Below are 24,165 nucleotides of genomic sequence, written 5' to 3' on the forward strand. Positions count from 1 at the left end.
CGAGTATTCCGGCTCATGGCTTTCGGCCGGCGTTGCGCTGTGCCCAGGTCCGGTCGGCCAGCGCGGCCAGCGCACCCACGGCTGTGACCGCGGCCAGCGCCACCATCGCCTGCTGGAAGCCGTGAACGAAGGCCGCGCGGGCGAAGCTGGTCAGCAAGTGCCCGTCCGGCCTCGAACGCTCGGCGAGAGCCAGCGCTGCGGCCGGAGAGTCAGCCACCGCCCCTCGAACCTGTTCGGGCAGTTCCGGCAAAGCCGATTCGATCCGGTAGCGGTATCCGGCGGCCAGCACGCTGCCGGCGACGGCGACGCCGATCGCGGCGCCGACCTCGCGAGCGGCGTCGTTGACCGCGGAGGCCATGCCGTGCCTGGCGGTCGGGGTGCTGACGATGATCGCCGAGGTCGCCGGTGCTGTGCACAGCCCAAGCCCGGCACCGACGACGAGCACGCACCGGAGGACCTCGGGGTAGGTGGTCTGCACCTGCAGGCACGACATCAGGAACAGCCCCACCGCCAGCACCGTCAGGCCACCCACGGTCACCGCACGCAATCCGACCCGAGCGGTCAGCCTGGACGCCAGCAAGCACAACGGCACCAACGGCCCGGCCAGCGGCGCCATGGCGATCGCGGCGTGCATCGGCGTGTACCCGAGTACCAGCTGCAAGTACTGCTGCAGCAGGAAGAACATGCCAAAGCAAGCGAGAAACTGCACCACCAGTGAGACGACGCCGATGGAGAAAGAGCGGTTGCCGAACAGTCGCAGTGACAACAACGCGTGCTCCCGACGAAGTTCCACCGCTATGAAGACAACGGTCGCGAGCGCGCTGCCAACCAACGCCCCGAGCGTGCCTGGTGACAGCCAGCCACGAGCAGGTGCTTCCGTGACGCCGCCGACAAACAGTCCGACTGCGACAGCGGACAGGACTGCTCCGGCGATGTCCAAACGAGACCGATCCCGCGGACGCGATTCCGGGACGGTCAGCGCCGCGACGGCTGACGCGATCCCCGCGACGGTCAAGACGAGGAAGATGGACCGCCAGGACCACCGCTGAAGCAACAGGCCAGAGCCCACCAGGCCGACGAGGGCACCGACGCTGACCACGCCGGCCCAGACCCCGACTGCGCGTCCCCACTGCGCGGTCGGGAAGCCGCTGGTCAGAAGAGACAGTGTCGACGGCATCACCAGCGCCGCGCCGACTCCGGCGATCACCCGACTACCGATCAGCCAGGCCGGTTCGCTGAGTGCCAGCGGCAGCGCCGAACCGGCGCTGAACACCAGCAGTCCCGTCAACAAGGTGGCCCGCCGTCCGTAGCGGTCGCCGAGGGCGCCGCCGGTGAGCACCAGGCAGGCCAGCGCCAGGGTGTACCCGTCGATCACCCAGGTCAACTGGCCCTGAGTCGCCCCGATTGCCACCGCAATGCCGGGCAGCGCGGCATACAGCGCGGCCATCGAGGCGACGACCAGCGCGACGGCCACGCAGGAGACCGCCAGCGTCCAGTGTTGACGGGCAGTCAGAGACGTGCTCGGCGCACGATTGACACCCCAGGCCATCGACGTTTCCTTTCGCGGTGACAGCTTGCCGGGTCCGGAATCGGCTGTGCGCGGAGGCGGAATCAATTCCGGCATCGGAACATGGGCCCCGGGACCGCCGAGTCGGTGCAATCCAGCGTCGAGCCGGTGACGGACTGCACATGCCGGAATTGGAGAACTCCCCGATCAAGACCTTCGCATCACCGATCGGGTGTTCTGCTTCGTTGCTACCGGATTGGCGGTTCCGTACCCACCCGATCGGACCACGAGGATCGCGACTGTCACCTGCCGACTATGGTGTCGTACTGTGGGGAACGAGACGGAAGCGCAGGTCAATCGGCTATTTCGGCGCGTGTGTGAAAAGGGCATGCGGTCCACCCTCGGGGGCGGTGTGGTTCACCTGATAGAGGTCTGGCAGACCCGGTGGTGTGCTCGCTACAGTTTTTGGATAGACGCCTGACGGGGCTATCACCGGAATTCGGTGTGCGCTGCTTCCACTTGTTAATGTCGGCAACAGGGTGCGCAGACCTTAATTCGACTCGGTCCGGGCGTGTGACAATTTTCTGCCGGAGGAGGCGCGACAGCGTCAGGAAGATATCGATTCATGGTGGGCGAGACCGTGTCTTCGCGTCCGCCTCGGATATATGCGAAGGATATCACTGTGGCTGATTTGACCGCTGCGCTCAGTGAGGCTCGGCAATGGTCCACGACGTACTACCGACCGCTCTTGGCGATGCCGCCCGGCTTGCAGGAGGCAAAGGTCTCCTTCTACCTCCTGTTTCGCGGGATCGACGAAATCGAAGACCATCCCGCGCTGGCCGCGACTGTGAAGGACACGGTGCTGACCGAGGTGGCCTGCGCACTCCAGACCCGCAACATCGCCGGCCGTCTCGACGCCGCGTTCGCCGAGCATCGCGACGTCCTGCCTGATGTCTCGCTGCGGCTGGCGGACTGGTGCGCGCTGGCGCCACCCTCGATCGCCCCGCGGATCCTGGACGCCGCCATCGCCATGGCCAACCGGATGGCGGTGTGGTCTCGCCGCGGTTGGCGGATGCGGGACGTCGATGACCTCGACGAGTACGCCTTCTCCGTGGCCGGAGTCGTCGCCACTCTGCTGGGTGACATGTGGGCCTGGCACGACGGCACCCAGGTCGACCGTGGGCAGATGATGAGCTACGCCCGCGGCTGCCAGGCAGCCAACATCCTGGCCGACCTGGCCGTCGACCGCGAACGCGGTGTCGACTTCCTGCCCGAGGGCTGGACGGTCGCCGATCTGGCCACCTACGTGCACACCGAGCTCAGCCTCGCCGATCGCTGGATGGCGACGCTGCCGGATCCCGGACCGGCCCGTGTCTGGTGCAGCCGCGCCATGGAGGTGGCTTGGGCCCAGTTCCACCGGGCGCAGACCTTCCAGCAGGCCTGAGGGATCATCGCGGAAGGGTGAACAGCTCGGCGACGGAGCACGACCAGGTACTGCTCACGCTCGACGCAGACCCCGTGCGACGTCGAGGAAGCCGTAGCCGACGTCGGATGCCGCAGCCGGAAGATGACGGTCGCGTAGCGGCCAACTTATTGGCCATGTGAGACAGTGGTGAGCATGCCCGAATTGTACTTCCCCTTTTCTGTCCATACCGACATAGGCCACGAGGAGTATGACCGGGAGGCGGTGCAGTGGCTTTCCCGGTGCAGTGATCTGCCGCAGGACCAGCTGGACGCAATCACCGGGTCGCGAATCGCCGCGATGTTGGCGTTCTCGGCAGCTTCGGCTCGTCCGGAACTAATAAAGATCTTCGCGAAGTGGGCGGTGGTGAATCTCCTCGTCGATGACGTCGTTGAATCCTCCCCGATCGAGCAGGCTGCGGCTACTGCGGCCTGTGGTCGGCGGATTTGGGACGACCCGGCCACGCCGGCGCCCGGAGGATGGATCATCGCACTGATGCGGCAGAACACCTACGAGCTGCTGACGTCGGCAACGCCTGTGCAACGCCAACGCCTGAGAGTCGCGCATCAAGAGTATTTCGCCGCACTTCTCACCCAGCACCTGCTCGACGCTGCGCCGCAGCCGCCGTCTCTGCAAGTCCACACCATGGTGCGGGAGGCGACGTCCGGTATGCCGGCGTTGTCCGCAGTGCTCGAATTCGTCTCGGGTATGGAGATTCCCGAGAACGAGTATCACAGCCCGCGAGTGCGAGCGTTCGCTCAGGCGGCCCATCTCACCGCTGGCTGGATCAATGACATCTGCAGTTTTGCGAAGGACGTCCGGGAGGGCCACCAGAACAACTTGGTCGCCGTGCTGGCGGCTCGTTCCGGCTGCGACATGCAGGAGGCCGTCGATGAAGCCGTGAAAGTGATCAACAGCGCGTACTACGTCATGGACGTGCTCGCGCGGGGCCTGTTACGTGACAGCAGTCCGGCGTTGCGTGGCTACGTGAGCTTCATGCTGCGCAAGCACGGTGCGTTCTTGCCGTGGCAATTGAACTCTCCACGGTATGCGGAAGCAACGGCTGGGGAAACGCTGAAAGTGACCAGTGTTCCACCCGCAGGAATCCACATGCGACCGGGAATCTCGTCGATCGACTGGTGGTGGGACCATCTTCCGGCACGGGGGCCTGAATGAGCGCACTGGGTCCTGCCGCGGCGCAGGGAAAGTTGCGCCGGTAATGGACGCGAGGTGACTACGCCGGCGACGGGACCGTCGGACAGGGCATCCGCTGATCGGGTGAGCGTCGTGACCCGTGCCACCGGTGCGGGACGAACTTAACCCCCGGCTGTCCGTGGCGCGGGTCGACCCGTCCGGCGACGGCGGCGCCAGAGGCTGAAGCGAGGATGGCTTGATCCCCTGGGCTCCGGCGGTGAGGGCCACACGTAGGAGGCGCTATCTGCCCGGGGCCAGGTTACGCAGAGCAGAACTAGTACTGCAACGGCAGTCAGGTGAGTGGGTAGCCACGTCGTTTGTAGTGGCTGAGGCGGGCTTGGTGTTGTCGTCGGCGGCGGAAGGATGACCAGGCCCAGACGTGCTCGGCGGCGTCGGTGACACGCAGGACGAGTTTGGTCAGCAGCCGCCGGATCTCCGGTAGCGTGAATCCGATCATGCCCGGCTCGTCGACACCGATTCCCCTTTTATGGCCAGGGATCGGGAGACGGCGAGCCAGGCGTGAGCGAGCATCGACAGGGTGATGTGGGCATACCAGGCTCGCCACGAGCGGACCTGGTAGTGGTCGAGTCCGGCTTCGTTCTTGGCCTGCTGGAAGCATTCCTCGATCCGCCAGCGGGTCCCGGCGGTCCAGGCCAGATCCAGCAGGGTCGAGCGGCGGGGTCCGTAGCAGACGTAGTAGGCGATCTCGGTGGGGTCTGAGAGTGAGCGGCGGGCGAGCAGCCAGTGCCCGCGCCCCGCTCGCCAGCCGGCCCCGATCGGGATCCGCGCCCAGTCGTACTCGCGGGGTCCGTGTGCGCCGGCTCCGACCGACAGCCGCCGCCACGACCGCGCGGGCAGGCCGGTGATCAGCTCATCCGCCCGGGCCTCGGCGCCGTCGGTGGTGGTCAGGGTGTCGTTGACCTTGGTGGCCAGCACATACGCGGCGTCCTGCTCCTCCAGCCACGCCCGCAGGTACTTGACCTGCCCGTAAGCCTCATCGGCGGTGACCCACGCGAACGGCACGTCCGCCTCGAATGCCCGCGTCAGCATCGCCATGGCTTGCCGCGGCTTCGTCTCGAACTCGGTCCCCTCGGGGATCCCGGCCCGCCGGCACCGCTCCCGGTCGGCGCACCAGGGCTCGGGAAGATACAACGCCCGATCGATCAGCGCATGCCCGCCAGCACCGGCGTAGGCCAGGAACGTGCCGATCTGGCAGTTCTCGATCCGCCCGGCGGTCCCGGAGTACTGCCGCTGCACCCCGGCCGACCGCACGCCTTTCTTCAGGAACCCGGTGTCGTCCACGATCAGCACACCATCTGGCTCACCGATGTGCTCGATCACGTAGTCCCGCACGTCGTCGCGGACGCCGTCGATGTCCCAGTCCGCCCAGCGCAGCAGCCGTTGCATCCCGTCCGGGGATACCTCGCCGGCCTGCTCGGCCAGCGTCCAGCCGTTCTTCCGTTCCAGGCCTGCGACCAGTCCGGACATGTACTCCCGCGCCCTCGCCCGCGGCTCCGACCGGGTGAACCGGCCTGCGATCCGCTCATGCACCCGGTCCAGCTGATCCAACACCACATCGACCACCACCGGGATGATCTACCACACGCACACCGAGTGCCGTTGCAGTACTAGCCGCAGGTACCGCCGAGTTCGGCGGCGCCTGCGGCTGGCTGGGCGGTGGTCGGGTTCGTGGTTCGTCCCGCGCGGGGAGCGTGCCGATCAGGATTCCGGCAGCTCGGTCTTCTTGCGGCGGGGCATGGCCAGGCGGCCCTTGGTGACGGCCAGCATGATCAGGCACAGCAGGGTCATCGAGATCAGCGCGTCGACCTCGCCCTCCGAACCGAAGGCGGCGACCTTGAGCCCGGAGGCGGTGTTGATGCCGGCGTGGGCGATCACCACTGCGAGCAGGCTGCCTCGCGAGAAGTTCCAGACGTTGCCCATGGCGACGCAGAGGGTGACCACGAGCATCACGTAGATCGGGATGGACATGCCGGCCTGCGAGGTGCCCTGGATCTCCCACAGCGGGGCGTGCCACACGGCCCAGATGATGCCGAGCATCACGTTGGAGGCGAACGGCGACACCACGGACTGGAGCCGGGGGAGGGCGTAGCCGCGCCAGCCGAGCTCTTCGTTGCCGCCGCCGACCAGCGCGATGAACAGGAACGTGGTGGGGGCGCTGAGCAGCGCGGCCTGCAGCGCGGCGTCGTCGATCTGCCCGCCGCTCAGCAGCAGGTGGAACATCCCCGAGATCATGATGAACAGGCCGGGAACCAGCGCGAGCAGGTAGGGCAGGACGCCGCCGCGCCCCCGCGGGGAGTACCGCCGGAACATCGCGCCGACGCCCGCCTTGCCCTGCGTCGCCGCGGTGACGATCACGGAGGCGGTGGCCGGGCCGAAGCTGCCCGCGATCACGAAGGGCATCGGGTTCACGCCGGGGAACAGCTTGCTCGCGTACCAGATGCCCCAGGAGAGGCCGAAGGCGAGGAGGAAGAAGGCGGCGAGGCCGCGGGCCGGGAGGGTCCTGGTGCGGGCCAGGTCGGCGGTGTCGTCGGTGAGCTGCCGCGTGGGCGCATCGGTGATCATGTGGAGAAACATACACTGTAGGAGTGCTCTCATACAACGTAGGTCTCAACTATGCTGGATCTATGTCCGACACACCCCCTGAACAGCACGTGGACAGCGTCTTCTACCGCCCGCCGCGCAAGCGCCGCACCGAATCACCGCTGAGCCGGGACCGCATCGTCATCGCGAGCGTCGCGCTGCTCGACCGGGACGGGGCGAGCGCGCTGACCATGCGCAAGGTCGCGGCGGAGCTGGACGTGCACGCGACGAGCCTCTACTGGTACGTGCAGCGCCGCGAAGACCTCATCGACCTGGCGCTGGACCACGTGCTGGCCGGGCCCGCGGGCGACCTCCCCGGCGACGACGTGCCCTGGGACGAGGTCGTGTTCCGCGTCGCGAAGCAGTACTACGACGCGTTCGCCGCGCACCCGTGGGCCGCCGGGTTCGCGGGGACGCGGCCGCTGATCGGGCCGAACGCGATGGCGCTGGCCGGGCGGATCATCGCCGCGCTCACCGAATCCGGGGGCACGGAGAAGGACCGGATGATCGCCGCCACCGCCATCTCCCAGCAGGTCCTCGGCGCGGCCACGACCGCCGTCGTCGCGCGCGGCTTGTCGAACGCGCCCGCGGAGGACTACGCCGCGGCCGTGGGCACGCCGCAGACGCTCGACATCTGGCTCCCGTCCTTCGACGACGTGCTGACCCTGCTGGTGGAAGCCATCCGCACCCGCCTCAACCCCACCGGACCCACGACCTGAACAGGACCTGCGCCGACCACTCCGCACGTCGAGCGCGGGCTCGCCCCCGCACCCCGGCCCGCGTCGTCTTCCTGTCAGCGGCGAAGCCGCTGAGCCGCCGACCACCTGATCAGCAGGACCACCCGCGGGTTCTCAGCGCCCTCCTCGCGAGGACAGCTTTTTCACCTGTGGCGGAGCCACAGGTGAAAAAGATCCCGCAGCGAGGAGGGCGCTGAGGTTCCGCCACCCCAGCGCTACGCAGCCGAAGCGGGCAGCCCCCGAAAACGGATCGGGGGCAGGTTCCACCAGGTCAGGCAGCGCCAGGCCCACTCCAACGGCCCGTAGCGGAAGTGCGCGAGCCACAGCCTGCTCCACACCGCCTGCACCGCGATGACCGCGACGGCGAACCCGAGCATCGTCCACCAGGAGCTGGAGTCCGCCAGCCCGAGCAGCCGTCCGGCGCTCACCATCAGCAGCGTCGCGCTCACGTAGTTGGTCAGCGCCATCCGCCCCAGCGGTTCCAGCACCGCCGAGATCGGCCGCCCGGCCCGGGTCCGGAGCAGCAGCGCCAGCCCGCTGCTGTACGCGGTGGCCAGGCACAGCCCGGCGACCACGGTGGTCAGCGCGAACCCGAGGTCGCGCGGGCCGTAGAGCTGGGTGAGCAGTGCGGGCACCGACAGCCCGGCCGACACCGCGAACACCACCGCCAGCTGGTTCCGCCGCGCGTGCAGCGTCTGCGGGATCTCGTAGCGGGCGAGGGCGTAGCCGAGCACCAGCGCGCCGGGCACCGGGCTGATCGGGAGCACCAGCGCCACCAGCAGGGCCGCCCACCGCGGCGCGAAGCTCAGCGGCAGCAGCAGCGCGACCCCGAGCACGCCGTAGAACAGCAGGTATTCGCCGGGGTGCAGCAGCTGGTGCAGGCCGCCGAGCGGGAACAGCACGGCCAGCCGGCGCGCCAGCAGCAGCCGCGGCCGGGGGTGCTTGCGGGCGGCGCGCTGCAGGAAGATGCCGAAGCCGATCCCGAACAGCAGCGCGAAGATCACGTTGAACCGGTACTGCACGAACAGGTCCAGCGCGCGCCGCACCGGCGCTTCGACGCCGCCGACCTCGCTCGGCATGCCCAGCACGTGCGGGATGTTCACCAGCAGGATGCCGAACAGCGCGAAGCCGCGGAGCGCGTCGAGCGTCGTCACCCGCTGCCCGGAGGAGCCGCCGGGCGCCCGGGCCGGGACCGCGGCGGGCACCCGGGCGGCGATGGGCACCGTGTCCTGCGCGTCCGGTCGGGTGAGCCGCCGGGTGGCGGACCACGGGTCGGCGCCGGGGTGCGGGGCGCTGTCTCGCATCGGATCACTTCTTCGCGGCTCGGTTCCAAGAACCGGGCGCGTCGTCCCGCCCGGCCCGAGCCAAGTTAGGGATCCGCGGCACCGCGGTGATCGCCTTCCGAGCCGACCCGCCTACGACTTTCGGGTATGGCCGGGAGAACGGCCCGTTCGCCCACTCCGGTCGGGCGGTGGGCCGTTCACGTGCTGGGTGGGTGCCGGTTCTTGTCGGGTGAGTGGCCCGTTCGCCCGTTCTCGTCGGGCTGGTGGGCCGTTCACCTCTGGTGGTGAGCGGGGGCGCACCGGAGTGGTGCGCCCCCGCTCCGCCTCCCTGGCGCGGGCCGGGTCGGGGTTTCCGGCGCCGCGACCGGCGGGAGGCCTGCCCGGGACGGGAACGGGACGGGGAGAGGGGTCCCGTCCGCCCCGGGAGTCTTCAGCCGAACAGACCCGGCTCGGGCCTCGGGAGCTCGGCGCGCAGCAGCTCGTTGCAGGCGGTGCAGGTCGGGGCCACCACCCAGTCCTGTTCGGACGGATCGGACGTCAGCTCCACCCCGGCACCGCACACCGCGGTCGCGCTCGGCTCACCGCACCACCGACGACCCCGGAACGCGTGCCGCACGGAATCCCCGCCGGGACGCCAGAAATGCCGCTCACCCATCACCCACCGCCGCGCACTCCAGGCAGGCGTCCCGATCGAACACGCCGTCCGGACACGCACCCCGCCGCAAGTGCACCGGCCCGTACACGAACACCCCGCACCACGCAGGCAACGCACCACCATCGGACCGCCGCACCCCGTGCCACCGCGAATCCACCGGCCCGCACGACGCGGCCCAGATCGGAACAGCCATCGCTTTACCCCTGTCGCCGTATTTACCGCCGCGTGCCGACTCATGATCAGGTATCGGTAAATAGGGGCACAATTCCCCGATAGAGGGATGATCTGTGCTGCTAGAAGGCTTATGATCATTTTCATGACTGGAAAATCGGAGCACACCCCCAAGGCGCGAGCGCTCGGAGCGGAACTGCGCGCCTGCCGGACCGCGGCAGGGCTCACGCAGCAACAGCTGGGCGAGCAGATCGGCATCAGCTACGTGTCGATCTCCCGCTACGAAACCGGTTCGCGGACGCCGAAACCCGAGGGCGTCGCGCAAATCCTCGCGACGCTGGGTGTGACGGGCGAGCGGTACAGCTCGCTCGTGGAGATGGCGCGGGGAGCGGACCAGCCCAACTGGCTCGACACCGGGGTGGGCATCCGCAAGGAGCTGACCAGGCTGATCCACTTCGAGCGGACCGCCACGGAGATCACCGATGTGGCGACGAGCATCGTTCCGGGGCTGTTGCAGACGGCGGACTATGCGCGGGCGGTCATGGCCGACATGGCCAGCGACGAGATCGAGCCTTACGTGACCATGCGGGTGGGGCGGCGCGAAGTGCTCACCAGGAGGGATCCGGTGCGGTTCACGGCATTCGTGTCGGAAACCGCGTTGCGGGACCGGATCGGTGGTGCCGAGGTCATGCTGGATCAGCTCCGGCACCTCGAAACGGCGCTGGCGAGCGAGAACATCACCATCTACGTGATTCCTGCTGTTTCGGACCGGTGGCACCCGGCTCATGTGGGCTCGTTCAGCTACTACACCTTCGCTAAGACCTCGCCGATCGTCCATTTGGAGCACTACGCGTCCGGTGTCTTCCTCTATGACGAAATCGATGTGGCTCCCTACGTGCCCGCTCTGGATAGGCTTCGTGAAGTGGCGATGAGCCGAGACCACTCGGCGAAGTTCATCGCTGGACTCATCCGTGATCTGGAAGGTGCGCCGACATGAAGCCGATCCCGACGAACTGGCGGAAGTCCAGCCGTTCGCACCAGGTCTCCAACTGCGTCGAGGTCGGGAGCTTCGGCTCCGGTGCCGCGGTTCGGGACACCAAGGACCGCGCGGCCGGGTACGTGTCCGTCGACGGCGCCCGCTGGAACGACTTCCTCGCGGCCATCAAGTCCGGCCGCTACGCGCGCTGAGTCCGTGACCGGTGTCGGCGTGAGTCGCGTGCTCCGGGACTCATCGCCGACCTGCCTCGTCACCTGGAAGGAGCGATTCCGTGACCACCATTCGTGCGAAGTGGCGCAAGTCCTCCCGGTCGAACTCGGGCGGCAACTGCGTCGAGGTGGCGATCACCCCGACCGTGATCGGCGTGCGGGACACCAAGGACCGCGCCGCCGGGCACTTCACCACCGACCGCACCCGATGGAACGACTTCCTCGCGGCCATCAAGTCCGGCCGCTACGCGCGCTGAACCGTCCGGCGGTGGGCACGCTGATCGGAACCCCGGCTCAGCTCCGGTTGCCGGGCCGGGCGGCCGGGACGATCAGGCCCGACTCGTAGGCGACCACGACGGCCTGCGCCCGGCTGGTCAGGTCCAGCTTGGCCATCATCCGCTTGACGTGCGTCTTCACCGTCGCCTCGCTGAGCACCAGGCGCTGCGCGATCTGCGCGTTGGTGAGGCCGTTGCCGACCAGCCGCAGCACCTCCGTCTCCCGCGCCGTCAACCGGTCCAGCCGGTCGTCCGCGAGCGCGTGCGTCCGGTGGTGCTGAGCGTAGGTCTCCACCAGCCGGTGCGTGATCTGCGGCGAGATGAGCAGATCGCCCGCGGCCACCGCCTGCACCGCGGCGACGATCCGGTCCGCCGGGGTGTCCTTGAGCAGGAAACCGGCGGCACCGTCGCCGAGCGCCGTGTACACGTACTCGGGCAGGTCGAACGTCGTCAGCACGATCACCCGGACCTCCGGGTCGGCCGCGAGGATGCGGCTGGTGGCGCTGATCCCGTCCAGGGACGGCATCTTGATGTCCATCAGCACCACGTCCGGCCGCAGCTCGGCGGCCAGCCGCACGGCGTCCGCGCCGTCCGCGGCCTCGCCCGCGACCTCCAGCCCCGGCGCGGCGGTCAGCAGCGCGACGAGCCCGGCCCGGATCAGGGTCTGGTCGTCGACGACCAGCACTCGGACGGTCATGCCGCCTCGCCCGTCGGAAGCCGCAGCACCACGGCGAACCCGCCGCCGGCGCGCGGACCCGCGGTGAGGGCACCGCCGTACAGCTCGGCGCGTTCCCGCATGCCGCGGATGCCGTGCGAGTGCGGCGAGAACTCCGGCGGCACCGGTGCGGTGCCGTCGTCGGTGATCTCCATGGTGAACGTCAGCTCCCCGTGGTCGAGGTGGATCGTGGCCTCGGCGGGCCCGGCGTGCTTGAGCACGTTCGTCAACGACTCCTGCGCGATGCGGTACGCGCACAGGTCCGGCCCGGCCGGGAGTTCGCGCGGTTCCCCGGTGACCACCAGGTCCACCGGCAGGCCCGCGGCCCGGGTGCGCTCCACCAGGCCGTCCAGCGCCGCCAGTCCCGGCTGCGGGCGGTACTCCGCCTCCGGATCTGGCCCGGCGGGACCGTCGTCGACGCGCAGCACGTCCAGCAGCCTGCGGAGTTCGTGCAGCGCCTCCCGGCTGGTGTCGCCGACGGTGGCGAGCGCGCGCGCCGCGGTGGGCGGGTCCGACTCGATGACGTACTTCGCCAGCCCGGCCTGCAACGAGATCACCGACATGTGGTGGGCGACGACGTCGTGCAGCTCCCGCGCGATGCGCACCCGCTCGTTCGCCACCGCGTGCACCGCCTCCTCGGCCAGCCGCTCGGACCGCTGGGCCCAGCGCTTGGTGCCCTCGCCGACCATCCACACGATGAACATCGTCGGCGCAGCCTGCGCCAGCTCCGCCCAGGTCAGCTGCATCGGCGAGACGAACCCGGTGAACATGACGGTGCCGGTGCCGACCAGCCACATCACCGCGGCGGCGGGCGTGGAGCGCAGCGTGGCGATGGTGAACATCGAGATCACCACGCCCACACCGGCGTTGGTCAGGCTGCCGTTCCCCAGCGCGTGGTAGCCGATGGTGGCGAGCACGATCGTCGCCGACGTCAGCACCGGGGCCAGCTGGCGCAGCGCGACCGGTGCCACGGTGAGCGGCAGCAGCACGGCGGCGATCCAGTTCATCCCTTGGCCGCCGACCTGCGCGATGACGGTCAACGCGGTCAGCGCGACCGCCAGCAGCACATCGGCCCAGATCGTTCGGAGGTTCCACGGCACAAGATCACCGTAGTGAGCGCGGCGGCCGGAATCGCCGCTCCGCAGGGGTATCCGGGACTACCCCCACGGGGGTAACCGAAGATGCCGTTCCAGGGCGACGACCGGGATCCGCGGCGAACCTAGTGTTCACCGCCATGAAGCGAACCCTCGCAACCCTGATGATCGTCACCGCCGTCCAGACGGCCGTGTTCGCCGGAACCGCCGGAGCCACCCCGGTGCGCGACACCATGCAGCACGACGCGGACGTGCTGCTGTCCCACGGTGCTCCCGGCGTGCTCGCCGAACTCCAGACCCCGGACGGGTCGACGAAGGTCCGCAGCGGCTTCGGCGACACCGAGGCGCGGACCCCCGTGCCGTGGGACGCGAACTTCCGGATCGGCAGCTTCACCAAGACCTACGTGTCCGCGACGCTGCTGCAGCTGGTCGGCGAAGGCCGGATCTCGCTGGAGGACCCGGTGGAGAAGTGGCTGCCCGGCGTCGTGTCCGGCAACGGCAACGACGGCAGCCGGATCACCGTCCGGCAGCTGCTGCAGCACACCAGCGGCCTGCCCGAGTTCGTGCTGCAACTGCCGTGGATGTTCGACGAGGAGGGCTTCCAGCAGCACCGCGACGACACCTTCGCCGCCGAGCACCTGGTCTCGCTGGCCATGCAGCAGCCGCCGAAGTTCGAGCCCGGCACGTCCTGGAGCTACTCGAACACCAACTTCGTCCTCGCCGGCATGATCATCCAGCGGGTCACCGGGAACGAGTGGCAGACCGAGGTCCAGGACCGGATCATCGAACCGCTCGGGCTGCACGACACGTACACGCCGCGCGCCTCGAAGCACATCCCCGGGCCGCACGCCACCGGCTACCAGCGGTTCCCGGACGACATGAACTCCCCGAACCCGACCTTCGGCGCACCGCTGGACGTCACCGAGATCAACCCCACCTGGGCCGGGGCGGCGGGCGACATCATCAGCAGCACCGCGGACGGCAACCGCTTCCTGCGCGCCCTGATCGACGGCGAAGTGCTGCGCCCCGCGGAACTCGCCGAGATGCAGCGGACGGTGCCCGCCACCGAGATGGAGGCGAACTGGCCGGGCCTGCGCTACGGGCTGGGCCTGATGTGGGCGCCCAACGACTGCGGCGGCTACTGGTCGCACGGCGGGGACATCCCCGGCTACAAGACCCGCAACGGCGTCAGCCCGGACGGCGAGCGCAGCGTGGTCGTCAGCATCAACACCGACTCGCTGGTGCCGGAGCCGGGCGTGCCCGCGCCCACCACCGACCCGGTGTCGGAGATCGTCGAGAACGCCCTCTGCGGCGACGGCAGGTAAGGCCGGTCCGGCGCGCCGGACCCGAACGTCCACATCGGACTCGGGTCCGGCGCCGACGTCGTCCGGCGAGCCGGGTCCACGCCTCCGCGAGCTGGTTCCGCTCGAACTCCGGCCGCCGGCCCCGCGAGCCCCGCGCCGGATCAGCCCGCGCTCGATCGGCCCCGCGCCGGACCGGCCGCCTCGGGGAGCCGGACGGTGACGGTGAGCCCGCCACCCGGGTTCGGCGCGGCACCCGCCGTCCCGCCGTGGGAGCGCGCGATCGCGCGGACCAGGGTGAGGCCGAGCCCGTGCCCGCGGGTGCCGGTGCGGCCCCGGTGCCTGCGGAAGGCCTCGAACAGCTCGCCGGTGTCCGCGGCCGTGAGGTCATCGCCGGTGTTCGTGGCGGTGATCGTCACCGAGCCGTCGGCGACCTCGACGGACAACCGGGCACCACCGCCCCGGTGGTTGTGCCGCACCGCGTTCTGCAGCAGGTTCAGCACCAGGTGGTGCAGCAGGTCCCGATCCCCGTCCACCCGGGCCGGGTGCGGCTCGCCGCGCACCTCCACCCCGGCCGCCGCCGCCTCCGCCCGCACCTGCTCCAGCGCGCCCTCGGCCACCGCGGCCAGGTCGACGGGCCGCGGATCGGTGATGCCGTGATCGGCCCTGGACAGCGCCAGCAGCGACTCCACCGTGGTGATGCTGCGGTCGTTGGTGGCGAGCAGCTTCGGCCCCAGCACGGCGAGTTCGTGGTCGTCGGGATGCGCCAGCGCCACCTGCAGCATGGTGCGGGTCGTCGCCAGCGGCGTGCGCAGCTCGTGCGAGGCGTTCGCCGCGAACCGCTGCTGCGCCTCGAAGCTGTCGTGCAGCCGGTCCAGCATCGTGTCGATGGTGTCGGCTAGCTCGGTGAACTCGTCGCGGCGCCCGCCCAGCTGGATGCGCTCGTGCAGGTTGTCACCCGCCACGGTGCGCGCCGTGGACGTGATGCGGTGCACCGGCGCCAAGATGCGGCCCGCGATGATCCAGCCGAGCACGAACGCCACCAGCGCCAGCCCGGCCAGCGCCAGCCCCGACACCTGCAGCAGCACGCCGAGGAAGTCGTCCCGGGTGGCGATGCTGCTCCGCATCGCGGGGCGCACCAGCGCGCCCGGCGGGATGGCGTTCGGCGCCAGCGGCGTGCTGGGCGCGGCGTAGTCCGGCAGGTACCGCATCAACGCGTACACCGTCACCAGCAGCAGCACCCCGCACGCCAGCACCGCCCCGCCCAGCAGCAGCGTCAACCGCACCCGGATCGACGGCCGGGTGCGCCGCAACGCGGCCGAGACGCTCATGCCGGAGCTCCCAGGTAGTAGCCGACGCCGGTGGCGGTGCGCAGCACCGGCGGATCGCCGAGCTTGCGGCGCAACGTGGACACGGTGATGCGGACCGCGTTCGTGAACGGGTCGGCGTGCTCGTCCCACGCCTTCTCCAGCAGGTGCTCGGCGCTGAGCACCGCGCCGTCCGCGCGCATCAGCAGCTCCAGCACCGCGAACTCCTTGCGGGTCAACCGCAGCGGCCGCAGCCCGCGGTGCGCCTCCCGGCGCGCCGGATCCAGCCGCAGGTCGTCGAAGGTCAGCACCGGTGGCCGGGCCGGGGCGGCGCGCCGCCGCAGGGCGTGCAGCCGGGCCACCAGCTCCGGGAAGTCGAACGGTTTGGCCAGGTAGTCGTCCGCCCCGAGGTGCAGCCCGTCGACCTTGTCGGCGAGCCGACCGGCGGCGGTCAACATCAGGATGCGGCAGTCCGGGTGCTCGGCCACCACCTGCCCGCACACGTCGTCGCCGTGCACGCCCGGGATGTCGCGGTCCAGCACCAGCACGTCGTAGTCATGGACCGCCACGTTCTCCAGCGCGGTGTGCCCGTCGCCGGCGACGTCCACGGCCATGCCCTCCTTCCGCAGGCCGGAGCGCAACGCCTCGGCGAGGAACTCCTCGTCCTCCACGACCAGCACCCGCACCGAAGTACCTCCCGGAAGTTCCGCGCCCCGCGCGCCGGGGTGAGCACATGATCCGCGACGGCGGATATGGCGGCCGTATGGCGTCGGCCAGACGCTCGCCACAACCCCGGCCTGGCTCCATGGGTTCCGAACGCGGCACCCCGCCGCGGTCCCGCCCGCCGGGCGGTTCCTCGCAGGGAAGGGAAGTTCTCATGATGTCCATCCGCAAGAAGGTCGTCGTCGCCGCCGCGGGCCTCGCCGTCGTGCTCGGCGGCGCGGGCGGTGCCGTCGCGTTCGCCGGTACCTCCGACGAGCCGGGCCGCCCGGTCCGGTGCGCGCCCGTCACGCCGCTGGACCGGGACCAGCCCGGCCTGGTGGTCGAGCCCGCGAAGCCCCTCGAAGGCGCCGAGGACGAGATCGTCGGCTGCGCGCCCACCCCGCCGGTGCGGCCGGGCCGCCACGTCGTTCCCGCCCAGCCGGGCTGGCCCGCGCAGGACGCCGCGCCCGCGCGGCCGGGCCAGGACGGGGCGCCCGCGCGTCCGGTGCAGGGCGCCGACGCCGAGTGAGCCGACGCGGGCGGCCGGAGGAGCGGGTCCGGTGGAGCGCGGGTGGGGCCGCGGTCCTGCCTGCGCCCGCACCCGGCCGCCCGCCGGAGCACGAGGGGCCCGCGGGCGGTGATCGAGGCCCCCGGCGGCGGGCTCCGCGTCGAGGTGGCTCTTCCGCCCGCGCCCTCGGCTCGCCGCGCGATCGATCGTCGGCGGACGGGCGCCGCCCGGGGCGGTCGCCGGGCCGCCCCGGAAACCGGCGGCTTCGCGTCGTCCTTGCAGGTCAGAGGTTTGTGCTCATTGTCCTGGCGCGGGTGGACAAAGCCGTGGCCGAAGCGGGACGGCTTTGGTCAAAGTTGGCTGGAAGCGGGTCGCGGGTGGTGCTTAGCGTGATCGGCGTACGGCGCTCCGGGGGTGGGCGCCGAGCAACGGGAACCGACGGCCGGGCCGCGCGTCCGGCCGCGCACTGGGAGGAACTCAGATGAACTCGAAGGCTTTCCGCCGCATCGCCGGAGCGACCGCGGGCACCGCAGCCTGCCTGGCGCTGCTCGTCGCGCCCGCCTCGGCGGCACCCGACGCGACCGCCAAGGCCGACCACCACTACTCGGTGAGCTGCACGGGCGGCAAGGCGAACCTGTCCTGGTCGACCGGCAGCCTCAACACCCGCGTCTACTACAACAACCACTGCTCCACGACCGCCAAGGTCAGCGTGCAGCTGGCCGACGCGGAGAACACCTGGCTGGAGTGCCTGTCGATGCCGGCCGGGAAGAAGAGCAGCAAGGAGTTCAACCATGGGCTGTCCGGCTCCATCCAGAAGATGATCAAGGGCTGCTGATCTCGGCCCGTCCCGCCGAGCGGGGCCGGGGGCGGGACGCGGCGGTGTCCACGCCGCGGCCCCGCCACCGCCCGTCGGCCCCCGGCCCGTCCGACCCGTGCGGTCGGGCGGGCCGCGGTGCGTCCGGCACCCGCGCCGGTCTCCCGCGCGGCGGTCTCCCGCGCGCCGGGGGAGCGGGCCGGGGCCGCGGTGCGCGGCGGCCCGTGCGGCAGCGGCGACCCCGAGATCCACTCGATATGCTCCGCGGCACCGGCCCAGGGCACCGGACGCGCCCGAGCACCGGCCCACCGCGGCGAGCGGTCCCGGGCGCGGCCGGTGGAGAGTGGCCGGTGGGGAGGGATGAGCGCGGTGGGCTGGAGCACCCGGGAGATCGCGGAGCTCGCGGGCACGACCCTGCGCGCGGTGCGGCACTACCACGACGTCGGCCTGCTCGACGAGCCCGAGCGGGGATCGAACGGCTACAAGAAGTACGGGGTGGCGCACCTGCTGCGGGTGCTGCGGATCAAGCGGCTCACCGAGCTCGGCTTCTCCCTCGCCCAGGTCGCCGAGATGGGCGCCGACGACGAGCACCCGGCGGAGGCGCTGCGCGCGCTGGACGCCGACCTCGCCGCCACCATCGAACGGTTGCAGCGCGCCCGCGTCGAACTCGGCATCGTCCTCAACCGCGCGGCCCCCGCCGAACTGCCGCCGGACCTGGCACCGGGCGTGCGGGACCTGTCCGATGCGGACCGGAACCTGGTCGTGGTGGTGACCCGCGTCCTCGGCCCCGAAGGCATGCGGACCTACGCGAAGATGCTGGAGAACCTGCCGCAGGACCCGGCGGCCGACGAGTTCGACGCGCTGCCCGCGGACGCCGACGAAGCGACCCGCGCCGATCTCGCCGAGCGCATGAAGCCCTACGTGCGGGCGCTGCGGGCGCTGAACCCGGACCTGACCGAGGCGCACGAGGACGCGCCCGGCGGCCCGGCGTTCGCCCGGCGGACCGTCGGCAAAGCCGTCGCGGAGCTCTACAACGCGGCCCAGCTCGACGTGCTGCGGCGGGTGGGCCCCGAGGGCGCCGAGCGGCGCCGGGACGACGGCGGATGACCGGAACGCCCGGTTCGCGGAGTCCGCCGCGAGGTGGCGCGGCACGGGTCGAGGAGCGCCTGACGAGCCGCGTTCCGAGCCAGAGCGGTCCGGTGACCGTGCGTGGATCACAGCGTGCACGCGGAGTACTACAGTGTGCGGACGACTTCTCGGCGGCGGCAGGAAGATCACACGTATGAGCGTCTCGGGCAAGGATCCGTACCCACCGCAAACCGCGGACTTGACCAAGCCCAGCGTGGCCCGGGTGTACGACTGGTACCTGGGCGGCAACGCGAACTGGGCGATCGACCGGGCCTTCGGCCGCAGCGTCATCGACAAGTACCCGCTGCTGCGCCCGATCGCCGTCAGCAACCGCCTGTTCCTGCACCGGGCCGTGCGGCGGCTGGTCGCGCACGGCGTGCACCAGTTCATCGACATCGGGTCCGGTGTGCCCACCATGGGGAACACGCACTCGGTCGCCGAGGAGATCGAACCGGACTCGCGCGTGGTCTACATCGACAACGAGCCGGTGGCGGTCGCGCACTCCAAGGTGCTGCTGGACAAGCACGGCGACCCGAAGCGGCACGCCGCCGTCAACGCGGACCTGCGCAACCCGGACAAGCTGTGGCAGCGCGCGCTGGAGACCGGGGTGCTGGACCTGGAGAAGCCGATCGCGGTGCTGCTCATCGCGGTCCTGCACGTCCAGCAGTTCGGCACCGACGGCACCGACATCTCCGAGCAGGTCGTCGCCCGCTACCGCGAACTCGTGCCGCCCGGCTCCTACCTCGCGATCTCGCACATCACCGACGACGGGGTGCTGCCGGAGATGGAGGACAAGCTCGCCGGCATCAAGGCCATGTACGACCGCTCCTCCAGCCCGGTGATCTGGCGGCCGCGCAAGGACATCGAAGGCCTGCTCGGCGACTTCGAGCTGATGGAACCGGGCATGGCCTGGACGTCCGAGTGGCACCCGGAGGACCGCAGCCCCAACCACACCAAGGACCTCGGGTTCGAGCACCCCGAGCAGTCCGGGATCTGGGCGGGCGTCGGCCGCAAACCGCTCCAGCCGCGCGGCTAGCACCCTTGCCGTCCCGCCGCTGATTGTTAGGCTCGGCGGCGCACACGTGGCGCCGAGCCGGGAGCGGACAGTGGACGACCAGGACTTCTGGCGGTGCGCCGCCGACCACCTCGTCAGGTACGGCGGGCCGTTCACGCCGCGGATCATCGAGCGGGCCGCCGGTTCGCACGTCCACGACTCGGACGGGAACGCCATCCTGGACTTCACGTCCGGGCAGATGAGCGCGCTGCTCGGGCACGCGCACCCGGACGTGGTGCGCGCGGCGGGGGAGGCGGTGGCGAACCTCGGCCACCTGTACTCGGGGATGCTGAGCCGGCCGGTGGTGGAGCTCGGCAGGCGGCTCGCCGCGACGCTGCCGGACCCGCTGAGCCGGATGCTGCTGCTGAGCACCGGCGCCGAATCCAACGAGGCCGCCATCAAGATGGCGAAGCTGCACACCGGCGGCTGGGAGGTCATCGCCTTCGACCGCTCCTGGCACGGGATGACCTCCGGTGCCGCGGCCGCCACGTTCTCCGCGGGCCGCCGCGGGTACGGGCCGCCGGTGCCGGGGAACCTGACGCTGCCGACCCCGGACGCCTACCGCTCGCCGTTCCGGCACGCCGACGGATCCTACGACTGGGAGTCCGAACTGGACTACGGCTTCCGGCTCGTCGACCAGCAGTCCACCGGGAACTTCGCCGCCTGCGTGGTGGAGCCGATCCTGTCCTCCGGCGGCATCATCGAACTCCCTGCGGGTTACCTGGCGAAGCTGCGGGAGCACTGCGACCGCCGCGGCATGCTGCTGGTCCTCGACGAGGCGCAGACCGGGCTCGGCCGCACCGGCACCATGTACGCGTTCGAGCGCGACGGCGTGGTGCCGGACCTGCTGACCCTGTCGAAGACGCTCGGCGCGGGGATTCCGGTGGCGGCCGTGCTGACCTCCCCGGAGATCGAGCAGTCCTGCCACGAGCGCGGATTCCTGTTCTTCACCACGCACGTGTCCGATCCGCTGGCCGCGTCGGTGGCGCTGGCCGTGCTCGACGTGCTGGAGCGCGACGAGCTGGTGCCGCGGGCCGCGCGGCTCGGCAAGGAGTTGCGGTCCCGGCTGCTGGACCTGCACGACCGGTACGAGGTGGTCGGGGACGTGCGCGGCCGCGGCCTGCTGCAGGGCATCGAGCTGGTGACCGACAAGGCGAGCAAGACCCCGGCCGACGACCTGGGCCGCGCCGTCACCGCCGCCTGCCTGGAGCGCGGGCTGCACGTGAACATCGTGCAGCTGCCCGGCATGGGCGGGATCTTCCGCATCGCGCCCCCGCTGACCATCGAGGAGGCCGACCTGCACGAAGGCGTGGACCGCCTGGAGTCGGCGCTGCGCGCGGTGGTGGGCGGCCCGCCGTCCACCGCGCGCTGATCGGAGGCCGCCCCGGCGTCGTGCACCGGCCCGCTCGGGCTTCCCGGTCCCGGCGCCCGATCGCCCGGCCGCCGGGCCGGTCCCGACCGGGTCAGGCGCTCCGCTCGCCGAGCAGCGCCACCAGGTCGTCGGCTGCCGCGGCCGAGGAGGCCGGGTTCTGGCCGGTGATGAGCAGGCCGTCCCGCAGCACGTAGGACGACCAGTCCGGGCCCTGCGAGTAGTCGCCGCCGAGGGACTTCAGCTCGTCCTCCACCAGGAACGGCACGACCTCGGTCAGCTGCACCGCGGCCTCCTCGGAGTTCGTGAACCCGGTGACGCGCTTGCCGCGGACCAGCGGGGAACCGGCGGGATCCGTGACGTGCCGCAGCACCCCGGGGGCGTGGCAGACGAGCGCGACCGGCTTCCCGGCGCGCAGCACGTCCTGGATCAGCCGGATCGAGTTCTGGTCCTCGGCGAGGTCCCAGAGCGGTCCGTGCCCGCCGGGGTAGAAGACGGCGTCGAAGTCGTCGGCCGACACCGAGTCCAGCCGCACCGTGGAGCGGAGCGCGGCGGTCGCCTCGGGGTCGGCTTCGAAGCGGCGGGTGGCGTCGGTCTGCGCGTCGGGTGCGCCGCTGTTCGGGTCGAGCGGCGGCTCGCCGCCCTGCGGGGAGGCGAGCACGAGCTCGGCACCGGCCTCCTTCAAGCGGTAGTAGGGCGCGGCGAGCTCCTCCAGCCAGAAACCGGTCTTGTTCCCGGTGTCGCCGAGGCGGTCGTGCGAGGTGAGGACGATCAGGACCTTCATGAGCTGCTTTCCACTTCGGCTGCAGGACGTTCGGTCGGGCGGTGCCCACGTCCGGGGTCCCCGGCCGGGCCGATCTTTACACCAGGCGACCGGTCCGAGCGTGGTGATCCCGCCGACCGGGTACTCCCGGTGCGGGAGGCCCCGCCGCGGGGCCCGCACCGGACCAGGAGGCGCACATGGCGAACAACGCGCACTTCATCACCGCGAACTCCGGCGGGCCGCCCGTGGTCGTCGTCCGCGACGACCGCGGCTCGCCGGTCACCGAGCTGGAACTGCCCGCGGGCGATGCGCGGATCGAACGGGCCGACGCCGAGCTCGGCGCCGCGGGCTGGACCCGCGAGGTCGAGTGGACCGCCGCGGACGACGGCTGGGTCGTCCCCGTCGTCCCGGCCTAGGCGCCCGGCCTGACCTCCCGGTCCGGCTCCTCGTCCCGGCCGCCCGGCCTGGCCCCCGGTTCGGCTCCCTGCTCGGGCTGCGGGGGCAGCGCCCCGGCGCCTCCGCGCCCCACCTCGAACAGGCGCCAGACGTCGTCGGTGGCGGCCGTCCCGTCCAGCGGGAGGCCGTCCGCGTCGACCAGCGGCCGCGACCGGTTCTGCTCGTCGGTGGCGCTGAGCACCACCGACGTCGCCAGCCGCGGGGTGAACCCGCTCGTCCACGCCGTCATCGAGTGGTAGCGGCCGCGCTCGACCACCAGCGGCTCCGTCCCGTAGGACCGCGCCAGCTCCGGCCACCGGGAACCGGCGACCTCGCGCGCCAGCAACGCCGAGGCTCCGGCGTCCGCGGCGAACGCCGGGTGCGGGGCGGACTCGGCGGCCAGCACCTCGCGGCCGTCCCGGTCCAGGATCCGGCTCAGCATCCGCGGCTTCCGCTCCTGCCCGTTCGCGGCGATCGTCGCGTAGGCGTGCGCGACGTCGGTGGCGCTGACCGGCTGCTCGCCCGTCGTCAACGCGTCGAACGCGGACCGGCCGGACGGCTCCCACGCACCGGTGTCGAAGCCGAGCCGCGCCGCGCTCCGCCGGACGGTCTCCGCCTCCAGGGCGGCCTGCGGGCGCGGGGACGAGCACTCCGGGCCCTCGCAGCCGGCCTGCTGCGACGCCTGCGAGCCCGCGAGCTGCAGGAACTGCGCGAACGGTTCGAACGCCGTGCCGGGGTGCTGCGGCGCCGCCGCCCAGTCGTAGCCGCCCGCCGTCGTGGCACCGCTGTGGTACGCGCGCACCGCGCCGGTGCCGGGTTCGATCGCGACCAGCGCCGCGTGCGAGCCCGGTGCGCGGGCGGTCACCTCGGCGACGGCCCGCTCCGCCGCGCGCTGCGCCGCGGCGTCGATGGTGGTGATGATCGAATAGCCGCCGCGCTGCAAGGTGCCCTCGGTGAAACCGGCCCGCTCGGCCTCCTCCAGCACCTGCTGGCGGATCTCGTAGGTGGTGCCGGACAGCGCCTCGCCGCGCCAGGCGAAGCGCTCCCGGGTTCCGGGCATCCGCATCTTCGCCGCCTGCGCGTCGTCGACCATGCCGTGCCGCCGCAGCTGCCCGGCGACGTACTCCCAGCGGGCCCGGCCCTGCTCGGCGTTGTACGCCGGGTCGTTCTCCGTCGGGCGCTGGACCATCCCGGCCAGCAGCGCGGCTTCGCTCGGGTCGAGGTCGGCGGGCGGCTTCCCGAAGTAGGCCTCGGCGGCCGCGTGCACCCCGTACGCGCCGCGCCCGTAGTACGCGGTGTTCAGGTAGGCCTGCAGGATCTCGTCCTTCGGCAGCTCGTTGGTCACCTTGAACGCGAGCACGACCTCCTTGAACTTGCGGGTGTAGGTGTGCTCGTCGGCGCCGGTGGCGAGCTTGACGTACTGCTGGGTGAGCGTGGAACCACCGCCCACGCCGCCGGTCACCTGCGACCACGCGGCCCGCACGATGCCGAGCGGGTCGAACCCGCTGTTGCGGTAGAAGGACGCGTCCTCGGCGGCGAGCGTCGCGTCCCGCATCGGCTTCGACACGTCCGCGCGCAGGTCGTCGACCATGGTCCGGTTCCCGGACGACGGCACGATCCGGGTCATCTCGCTGCCGTCGGAGTGCGCGATCAGCACCGACTGGTCGGTGCGCGCCGCGATCTCGACCGGGTCCGGGATGGGCCACACCAGGTAGCCGATGCCGAACGCGATCCCCACGGCCGCCACCAGCGCGCCGCACGCGATCAGCACGCCCCGGAGGGCGCGGCGCCACCGCTTCCGCGGGCGCCGCGCCGCGGTCGTGTCCTCGTCCATCCCGCTGATCTTGCCGGGCGGCCGGCGGATGTTCCACCGCTTCCGGCGAG

At 71.2% G+C, this 24,165-nt stretch carries 25 protein-coding genes; 13 read left to right on the plus strand and 12 right to left on the minus strand.

Going from position 1 to position 24,165, the window contains the following annotated elements; translation table 11 throughout:
* Window positions 1–13 precede the first annotated feature (13 nt).
* Entirely contained in the window at window positions 14–1,549 is a 1,536-nt protein-coding gene (locus tag H1226_RS03375) for an MFS transporter (RefSeq protein ID WP_258345997.1), read from the minus strand.
* Window positions 1,550–2,189: 640 nt separating this feature from the next.
* Between H1226_RS03375 and H1226_RS03380 the strand changes: the two genes are divergently transcribed.
* Both H1226_RS03380 and H1226_RS03385 read left to right on the plus strand, forming a co-directional pair.
* Window positions 2,190–2,951, plus strand: a complete 762-nt coding sequence (locus H1226_RS03380) for a squalene/phytoene synthase family protein (RefSeq protein ID WP_258345999.1) — start codon at window positions 2,190–2,192, stop codon at window positions 2,949–2,951.
* 174 nt (window positions 2,952–3,125) lie between these two features.
* Window positions 3,126–4,145: a terpene synthase family protein gene (locus H1226_RS03385; RefSeq protein WP_258346001.1), complete on the plus strand. Its 1,020-nt coding sequence runs from the start codon at window positions 3,126–3,128 to the stop codon at window positions 4,143–4,145.
* 310 nt (window positions 4,146–4,455) lie between these two features.
* Here the strand turns inward: H1226_RS03385 and H1226_RS03390 are convergent, their stop codons facing one another.
* The 3 genes from H1226_RS03390 to H1226_RS03400 form a co-directional block, all read right to left on the minus strand.
* Complete coding sequence (locus H1226_RS03390; protein WP_258345983.1) at window positions 4,456–4,620, minus strand: hypothetical protein; 165 nt, start codon at window positions 4,618–4,620, stop codon at window positions 4,456–4,458.
* On the minus strand, window positions 4,617–5,750 hold the full coding sequence (locus tag H1226_RS03395) for an IS701 family transposase (RefSeq protein ID WP_258346002.1): 1,134 nt from the start codon (window positions 5,748–5,750) through the stop codon (window positions 4,617–4,619). The genes H1226_RS03390 and H1226_RS03395 overlap by 4 nt, the downstream gene beginning before the upstream one ends.
* A gap of 132 nt (window positions 5,751–5,882) precedes the next feature.
* Entirely contained in the window at window positions 5,883–6,746 is an 864-nt protein-coding gene (locus H1226_RS03400) for a CPBP family intramembrane glutamic endopeptidase (RefSeq protein WP_258346004.1), read from the minus strand.
* 62 nt (window positions 6,747–6,808) lie between these two features.
* Here H1226_RS03400 and H1226_RS03405 point away from each other — a divergent pair, with 62 nt between their 5' ends.
* Window positions 6,809–7,483, plus strand: a complete 675-nt coding sequence (locus H1226_RS03405; protein ID WP_258346006.1) for a TetR/AcrR family transcriptional regulator — start codon at window positions 6,809–6,811, stop codon at window positions 7,481–7,483.
* A gap of 233 nt (window positions 7,484–7,716) precedes the next feature.
* Here H1226_RS03405 and H1226_RS03410 read toward each other — a convergent pair whose 3' ends face one another.
* Window positions 7,717–8,805: a DUF418 domain-containing protein gene (locus H1226_RS03410; RefSeq protein WP_258346008.1), complete on the minus strand. Its 1,089-nt coding sequence runs from the start codon at window positions 8,803–8,805 to the stop codon at window positions 7,717–7,719.
* A 409-nt stretch (window positions 8,806–9,214) separates the two neighbouring features.
* Window positions 9,215–9,439: a hypothetical protein gene (locus H1226_RS03415; protein WP_258346010.1), complete on the minus strand. Its 225-nt coding sequence runs from the start codon at window positions 9,437–9,439 to the stop codon at window positions 9,215–9,217.
* A gap of 316 nt (window positions 9,440–9,755) precedes the next feature.
* Here H1226_RS03415 and H1226_RS03420 point away from each other — a divergent pair, with 316 nt between their 5' ends.
* The 3 genes from H1226_RS03420 to H1226_RS03430 all read left to right on the plus strand — a co-directional run bounded on the left by H1226_RS03420 (window position 9,756) and on the right by H1226_RS03430 (window position 11,073).
* On the plus strand, window positions 9,756–10,607 hold the full coding sequence (locus H1226_RS03420) for a helix-turn-helix domain-containing protein (protein ID WP_258346012.1): 852 nt from the start codon (window positions 9,756–9,758) through the stop codon (window positions 10,605–10,607).
* Entirely contained in the window at window positions 10,604–10,798 is a 195-nt protein-coding gene (locus H1226_RS03425; protein ID WP_258346014.1) for a DUF397 domain-containing protein, read from the plus strand. The genes H1226_RS03420 and H1226_RS03425 overlap by 4 nt, the downstream gene beginning before the upstream one ends.
* Window positions 10,799–10,878: 80 nt before the next feature.
* Complete coding sequence (locus tag H1226_RS03430; protein WP_258346020.1) at window positions 10,879–11,073, plus strand: DUF397 domain-containing protein; 195 nt, start codon at window positions 10,879–10,881, stop codon at window positions 11,071–11,073.
* A 37-nt stretch (window positions 11,074–11,110) separates the two neighbouring features.
* Here H1226_RS03430 and H1226_RS03435 read toward each other — a convergent pair whose 3' ends face one another.
* Together H1226_RS03435 and H1226_RS03440 are read right to left on the minus strand one after the other, a co-directional pair.
* Complete coding sequence (locus H1226_RS03435) at window positions 11,111–11,788, minus strand: response regulator (protein WP_258346030.1); 678 nt, start codon at window positions 11,786–11,788, stop codon at window positions 11,111–11,113.
* Entirely contained in the window at window positions 11,785–12,906 is a 1,122-nt protein-coding gene (locus H1226_RS03440; protein WP_258346032.1) for a sensor histidine kinase, read from the minus strand. The genes H1226_RS03435 and H1226_RS03440 overlap by 4 nt, the downstream gene beginning before the upstream one ends.
* 134 nt (window positions 12,907–13,040) lie before the next feature.
* Here H1226_RS03440 and H1226_RS03445 point away from each other — a divergent pair, with 134 nt between their 5' ends.
* Window positions 13,041–14,225: a serine hydrolase domain-containing protein gene (locus H1226_RS03445; protein ID WP_258346034.1), complete on the plus strand. Its 1,185-nt coding sequence runs from the start codon at window positions 13,041–13,043 to the stop codon at window positions 14,223–14,225.
* 140 nt (window positions 14,226–14,365) lie between these two features.
* On the opposite strand, the gene H1226_RS03450 is transcribed toward H1226_RS03445, so the two are convergent.
* Window positions 14,366–15,532 carry a sensor histidine kinase gene (locus H1226_RS03450; protein ID WP_258346044.1) on the minus strand — a complete coding sequence of 389 codons (1,167 nt, stop codon included), beginning with the start codon at window positions 15,530–15,532 and terminating at the stop codon, window positions 14,366–14,368.
* A complete protein-coding gene (locus H1226_RS03455; RefSeq protein ID WP_258346046.1) occupies window positions 15,529–16,194 on the minus strand; it encodes a response regulator transcription factor in 666 nt (221 codons plus the stop codon). Before H1226_RS03455 ends, H1226_RS03450 begins: the two co-directional genes overlap by 4 nt.
* A 191-nt stretch (window positions 16,195–16,385) precedes the next feature.
* Here H1226_RS03455 and H1226_RS03460 point away from each other — a divergent pair, with 191 nt between their 5' ends.
* From H1226_RS03460 to H1226_RS03480, 5 genes are all read left to right on the plus strand, one after another.
* The gene (locus H1226_RS03460; RefSeq protein WP_258346048.1) at window positions 16,386–16,739 is read left to right on the plus strand and encodes a hypothetical protein; all 354 of its coding nucleotides are present in this window, start codon (window positions 16,386–16,388) and stop codon (window positions 16,737–16,739) included.
* A 460-nt stretch (window positions 16,740–17,199) separates the two neighbouring features.
* Window positions 17,200–17,553, plus strand: coding sequence for a hypothetical protein (locus H1226_RS03465; RefSeq protein ID WP_258346049.1), 354 nt, complete (start codon window positions 17,200–17,202; stop codon window positions 17,551–17,553).
* 348 nt (window positions 17,554–17,901) lie between these two features.
* Window positions 17,902–18,639: a helix-turn-helix domain-containing protein gene (locus tag H1226_RS03470; protein ID WP_258349328.1), complete on the plus strand. Its 738-nt coding sequence runs from the start codon at window positions 17,902–17,904 to the stop codon at window positions 18,637–18,639.
* A gap of 175 nt (window positions 18,640–18,814) precedes the next feature.
* On the plus strand, window positions 18,815–19,696 hold the full coding sequence (locus H1226_RS03475; RefSeq protein ID WP_258346050.1) for an SAM-dependent methyltransferase: 882 nt from the start codon (window positions 18,815–18,817) through the stop codon (window positions 19,694–19,696).
* Window positions 19,697–19,766: 70 nt separating this feature from the next.
* Window positions 19,767–21,086: an aspartate aminotransferase family protein gene (locus tag H1226_RS03480; RefSeq protein ID WP_258346051.1), complete on the plus strand. Its 1,320-nt coding sequence runs from the start codon at window positions 19,767–19,769 to the stop codon at window positions 21,084–21,086.
* A gap of 91 nt (window positions 21,087–21,177) precedes the next feature.
* On the opposite strand, the gene H1226_RS03485 is transcribed toward H1226_RS03480, so the two are convergent.
* Window positions 21,178–21,867, minus strand: a complete 690-nt coding sequence (locus H1226_RS03485; RefSeq protein WP_258346065.1) for a type 1 glutamine amidotransferase domain-containing protein — start codon at window positions 21,865–21,867, stop codon at window positions 21,178–21,180.
* A gap of 176 nt (window positions 21,868–22,043) precedes the next feature.
* Between H1226_RS03485 and H1226_RS03490 the strand changes: the two genes are divergently transcribed.
* A complete protein-coding gene (locus tag H1226_RS03490; RefSeq protein WP_224958477.1) occupies window positions 22,044–22,262 on the plus strand; it encodes a hypothetical protein in 219 nt (72 codons plus the stop codon).
* Here H1226_RS03490 and H1226_RS03495 read toward each other — a convergent pair.
* A complete protein-coding gene (locus H1226_RS03495) occupies window positions 22,259–24,115 on the minus strand; it encodes a transglycosylase domain-containing protein (RefSeq protein ID WP_258346068.1) in 1,857 nt (618 codons plus the stop codon). The two genes, H1226_RS03490 and H1226_RS03495, sit on opposite strands and share 4 nt — an antisense overlap.
* Window positions 24,116–24,165: the final 50 nt, after the last annotated feature.

This window comes from Saccharopolyspora gregorii, assembly GCF_024734405.1.
In the GTDB taxonomy this organism is placed as follows: domain Bacteria; phylum Actinomycetota; class Actinomycetes; order Mycobacteriales; family Pseudonocardiaceae; genus Saccharopolyspora_C; species Saccharopolyspora_C gregorii.

Bases quoted from the DNA above. Each gene is read 5' to 3' on its own strand.
- H1226_RS03375 (WP_258345997.1), bottom strand. From the start codon at position 1,549: ATGGCCTGGGGTGTCAATCGTGCGCCGAGCACGTCTCTGACTGCCCGT.
- H1226_RS03385 (WP_258346001.1), top strand. From the start codon at position 3,126: ATGCCCGAATTGTACTTCCCCTTTTCTGTCCATACCGACATAGGCCAC.
- H1226_RS03390 (WP_258345983.1), bottom strand. From the start codon at position 4,620: ATGATCGGATTCACGCTACCGGAGATCCGGCGGCTGCTGACCAAACTC.
- H1226_RS03400 (WP_258346004.1), bottom strand. From the start codon at position 6,746: ATGATCACCGATGCGCCCACGCGGCAGCTCACCGACGACACCGCCGAC.
- H1226_RS03405 (WP_258346006.1), top strand. From the start codon at position 6,809: ATGTCCGACACACCCCCTGAACAGCACGTGGACAGCGTCTTCTACCGC.
- H1226_RS03410 (WP_258346008.1), bottom strand. From the start codon at position 8,805: ATGCGAGACAGCGCCCCGCACCCCGGCGCCGACCCGTGGTCCGCCACC.
- H1226_RS03415 (WP_258346010.1), bottom strand. From the start codon at position 9,439: ATGGGTGAGCGGCATTTCTGGCGTCCCGGCGGGGATTCCGTGCGGCAC.
- H1226_RS03420 (WP_258346012.1), top strand. From the start codon at position 9,756: ATGACTGGAAAATCGGAGCACACCCCCAAGGCGCGAGCGCTCGGAGCG.
- H1226_RS03425 (WP_258346014.1), top strand. From the start codon at position 10,604: ATGAAGCCGATCCCGACGAACTGGCGGAAGTCCAGCCGTTCGCACCAG.
- H1226_RS03435 (WP_258346030.1), bottom strand. From the start codon at position 11,788: ATGACCGTCCGAGTGCTGGTCGTCGACGACCAGACCCTGATCCGGGCC.
- H1226_RS03445 (WP_258346034.1), top strand. From the start codon at position 13,041: ATGAAGCGAACCCTCGCAACCCTGATGATCGTCACCGCCGTCCAGACG.
- H1226_RS03450 (WP_258346044.1), bottom strand. From the start codon at position 15,532: ATGAGCGTCTCGGCCGCGTTGCGGCGCACCCGGCCGTCGATCCGGGTG.
- H1226_RS03460 (WP_258346048.1), top strand. From the start codon at position 16,386: ATGATGTCCATCCGCAAGAAGGTCGTCGTCGCCGCCGCGGGCCTCGCC.
- H1226_RS03465 (WP_258346049.1), top strand. From the start codon at position 17,200: ATGAACTCGAAGGCTTTCCGCCGCATCGCCGGAGCGACCGCGGGCACC.
- H1226_RS03475 (WP_258346050.1), top strand. From the start codon at position 18,815: ATGAGCGTCTCGGGCAAGGATCCGTACCCACCGCAAACCGCGGACTTG.
- H1226_RS03485 (WP_258346065.1), bottom strand. From the start codon at position 21,867: ATGAAGGTCCTGATCGTCCTCACCTCGCACGACCGCCTCGGCGACACC.
- H1226_RS03490 (WP_224958477.1), top strand. From the start codon at position 22,044: ATGGCGAACAACGCGCACTTCATCACCGCGAACTCCGGCGGGCCGCCC.
- H1226_RS03495 (WP_258346068.1), bottom strand. From the start codon at position 24,115: ATGGACGAGGACACGACCGCGGCGCGGCGCCCGCGGAAGCGGTGGCGC.